The following is a 513-nucleotide window of genomic DNA, read 5'->3' as shown; positions in this document are numbered from 1 at the left end:
GCTAGTTGCACCACCAATCATACGGCGTTGTGTCGTTTGAGCGTTCTTCCCAGCATCAAAAGCCAAAGTCCATGGCACAGTGTTGTTACATAATACTTTAATGGCAGTACCACCTGTTGTTGTGGTGTCTGCATCAACGTTATTCGCAAGTGAACTTAATGTACCGAAATCCAAAACTGCATTTGATGTAGTACTTGTTGCAGAAGTATTTAGAACACAACTATTTGTAATAGTAGCTTTAACGGTTAATGTACCGGTAGCTGATGCAGCGTTTGCGGCATTGATCGACATTAAACCCATAGCAATTGCTGATAAACAAATGAGAGACTTATTCATGGTTGAAAACCTTTTTACATTACGCCAATAAAATTAATAGATGTAAAAACCAGCCTTCCCCATCACAATCACTCGTTCTTTTGACTGTTTTTTCAAAGCGTTATTTTTTTACTCTACTAGTCGCGCATAATACAAAAAAACAACAAAAACACTAATATCTGTTTCATTCTAAATATC

General features: G+C 37.0%; 1 protein-coding gene. It reads right to left on the bottom strand.

The window, feature by feature from the left end; genetic code table 11:
• A partial coding sequence (locus AWW73_RS11415; protein WP_205630323.1) for a spore coat protein U domain-containing protein occupies nucleotides 1–336 on the bottom strand: 336 nt, incomplete at its 3' end.
• Nucleotides 337–513 lie beyond the last annotated feature (177 nt).

This window comes from Acinetobacter lactucae (assembly GCF_001605885.1).
Classification (GTDB): domain Bacteria; phylum Pseudomonadota; class Gammaproteobacteria; order Pseudomonadales; family Moraxellaceae; genus Acinetobacter; species Acinetobacter lactucae.
This window is presented reverse-complemented; position numbering and strand designations above follow the sequence as displayed.